Consider the following 3,117-nt stretch of genomic DNA (forward strand, 5'->3'; position numbering starts at 1 on the left):
CGACCTTTGGCCCCGGCCTGAAGCGACGGGGACGGATGCTCCATTGGGCTGAACTTTCCTGACCTTTGGCTCGCTAAAGCCACAAAGGGCACAATCCCGGCCCGCGCATGCGGGGCTTTTGTGGCTTTAAGACCCTGCTGACAGCGCCGCAAACCCCTGCTAGTGCGCCGCGCATGACCACGCCCCTTTCGCATATCCGCAATTTTTCGATCATCGCGCACATCGACCATGGCAAATCGACGCTCGCCGACCGGCTGATCCAGTTCACCGGCGGGCTCACCGCGCGCGAGATGTCGGCGCAAGTCCTTGATAACATGGATATCGAGAAGGAGCGCGGGATCACGATCAAGGCGCAGACGGTGCGCCTCAAATATACCGCGAAGGACGGCGAGACCTATGAGCTCAACCTCATGGACACGCCCGGCCACGTCGACTTCGCCTATGAAGTGTCGCGGTCGCTCGCGGCGTGCGAGGGCGCGTTGCTCGTCGTCGATGCGGCGCAGGGGGTCGAGGCGCAGACGCTGGCGAACGTCTACCAGTCGATCGAGCACGACCATGAAATCGTGCCGGTGATCAACAAGATCGACCTGCCCGCGGCCGACGTCGACAAGGTGAAGGCCGAGATCGAGGACATCATCGGGCTGCCCGCCGACGACGCGGTGCTCGCCTCCGCGAAGGCCGGCATCGGGATCGAGGAAGCGCTCGAGGCGATCGTCACGCGCATCCCGCCGCCGAAGGGCGACGCCACCGCGCCGCTCGTCGCGATGCTCGTCGACAGCTGGTACGACCCCTATCTCGGCGTCGTCATCCTGATCCGCGTGATCGACGGCGTGCTCAAAAAAGGCCAGCAGATCAAGTTCATGCAGGCGGGCACCACCCATTTGATCGACCGCGTCGGCTGTTTCACGCCGAAGATCGAGCAGCTCGCCGAGCTTGGCCCCGGCGAAATCGGCTTCATCACCGCGCAGATCAAGGACGTCGCGCAGGCGCGCGTCGGCGACACGGTGACCGACGCGAAAAAGCCCGCGGCGCAGGCGCTGCCGGGGTTCAAGGAAGTCCAGCCCGTCGTCTTCTGCGGCATGTTCCCGACCGACGCGAACGACTTCGAGAAGCTCCGCGAAAGCATCCAGAAGCTCCGCCTCAACGATGCAAGCTTCTCGTTCGAGATGGAAAGCTCGGCCGCGCTCGGCTTCGGCTTCCGCTGCGGCTTCCTCGGCCTGCTCCACCTCGAGATCATCCAGGAGCGGCTGACCCGCGAATATGACCTCGACCTGATCACCACCGCGCCGTCGGTGGTCTACAAGCTCAAGCTCGGCCACACGAAGAATGAGGCGGCGAAAGAGATCGAGCTCCACAACCCCGCCGACATGCCCGACCCGAACCGCATCGACGAAATCGAGGAACCGTGGATCGAGGCGGTGATTTACGTGCCCGACGAATATCTCGGCCCGATCCTGAAACTGTGTCAGGATCGCCGCGGGGTGCAGAAGAACCTGACCTATGTGGGCGGCCGCGCGCAGATCACCTATGAACTGCCGCTCAACGAAGTCGTGTTCGATTTCTATGACCGGCTCAAGAGCATAAGCCGCGGTTATGCGTCGTTCGACTATCACCAGATCGGCCACCGCCCCGGCGACCTCGTCAAGATGAGCATCCTCGTCAACAACGAGCCGGTCGACGCGCTCTCCATGATCGTCCACCGCGGCACCGCCGAAACGCGCGGCCGCGGCATGTGCGAGCGGCTGAAGGACCTGATCCCGCGCCACATGTTCAAGATCCCGATCCAGGCCGCCATAGGCGGGAAAGTGATCGCCCGCGAAACCATCGCCGCGCTGCGCAAGGACGTCACCGCCAAATGCTATGGCGGCGACGCGACCCGCAAGAAGAAGCTGCTGGAAAAGCAGAAAGAGGGCAAAAAGCGGATGCGCGAATATGGCAACGTCAACATCCCGCAGGAGGCGTTTATCGCCGCGCTCCGCATGGGCGACGACGCCTGATCCGCTTTTTCTGAAAGCGGGGCGACGATTGCGGGCGAAGCGCGCCGCCCCTATCGTGCGGGGGCAGGAGGCCGCGATGGCTGTGACGAGAGGGCAGGTTACGGACGGGCAGGCAGGCGCGCGGAAGGTGCTGCGGGTGGCGCCGCGGATCGAGGATATCGCAGTGCACTGCACGCTGAACGACGGCACCGCGGTGTGCCTGCGCATGATCACCCCCGACGACGCGCCGCTGATCCGCGAGGGGATCGCGAAATTGTCGGCGGAGTCGCGCTATCTGCGCTTTTTCTCGCCCGCGCCGGTGCTGCCCGACGCGGTGGTCGAGCGCCTCGCCGATGTCGACGGGCACGACCATATCGCGTGGGGCGCAATCTGCAGCGAATGCCCGGAGCAGCCGCCGATCGGCGCGGTGCATGCGGTGCGTCATCGGCATGATGGGCCGGTGGGTGAATTTTCGGTCGCAGTGCTCGACGCATTCCAGGGGCGCGGGCTGGCGCGAATGATGACCGCGGCGCTGCTCGTCCATTGTCATGCCGAGGGGCTCGATATGCTCGACGTGCATATGCTGTCGGATAATGCCGCGGCGCGGCGGCTGGTAAAGTCGCTCGATGCGGTGTGGGCGGGCGAATCGGCGGGGGTCGCCGACTATAAGCTCGATGTCGCGGCGGGGATCGCGGCGCTGCGCGCCGATCGCGACGCGCCGGGGGTGCAGGATGTGCTGCGCGGGCTCGAACAAGCCGGCGGCTAGTCCCTCCCGCCGCCCTGGGTCGCTGGTGGCGGCGGAAGGGTTGGTCCGTGAAATGGCTCGCTGGAAGCGAGTTCCCGTCCCATTCGGGGGCAATATCCGCGATTGCGCGGGGCGGGGGTGATCGAGATCACAGGTTCGCGAAAATATGCCGCGCACGACAAAGGGCGCCGGAATCATCCGGCGCCCTTCAGCCTGCCCTTTAGGGGAGGCAGCCCTTATTTCTTCGCGGGGTCGGCCGGCGGCGTGGTGGGGGCGACTTCCGACGGAGCGATTTCGCCATTGTCGTCCATCGCGTTGGCCTTTTCCTCGCCGGCGGCTTCGACGGCGTCGGCCTTCGCTTCGGTCGCTTCCTTGGCCGCGCCCTCGGGCATGGTG

General features: G+C 65.2%; 2 protein-coding genes. Both read left to right on the forward strand.

The genetic code is table 11. The annotated features are described in order from the left end of the window. Window positions 1-173: 173 nt before the first annotated feature. Window positions 174-1,997, forward strand: coding sequence for a translation elongation factor 4 (lepA, locus tag VJ811_RS02650; RefSeq protein ID WP_324070724.1), 1,824 nt, complete (start codon window positions 174-176; stop codon window positions 1,995-1,997). A gap of 76 nt (window positions 1,998-2,073) precedes the next feature. Further along, complete coding sequence (locus tag VJ811_RS02655) at window positions 2,074-2,742, forward strand: GNAT family N-acetyltransferase (RefSeq protein WP_324070725.1); 669 nt, start codon at window positions 2,074-2,076, stop codon at window positions 2,740-2,742. The last annotated feature ends 375 nt before the right edge of the window (window positions 2,743-3,117 follow it).

Source organism: Sphingopyxis sp., assembly GCF_035250425.1.
GTDB lineage: Bacteria > Pseudomonadota > Alphaproteobacteria > Sphingomonadales > Sphingomonadaceae > Sphingopyxis.

What these genes read in the sequence shown, in the direction of transcription:
- VJ811_RS02655 (WP_324070725.1), top strand. Translation starts at nt 2,074, where the DNA reads ATGGCTGTGACGAGAGGGCAGGTTACGGACGGGCAGGCAGGCGCGCGG.
- lepA (WP_324070724.1), top strand. Translation starts at nt 174, where the DNA reads ATGACCACGCCCCTTTCGCATATCCGCAATTTTTCGATCATCGCGCAC.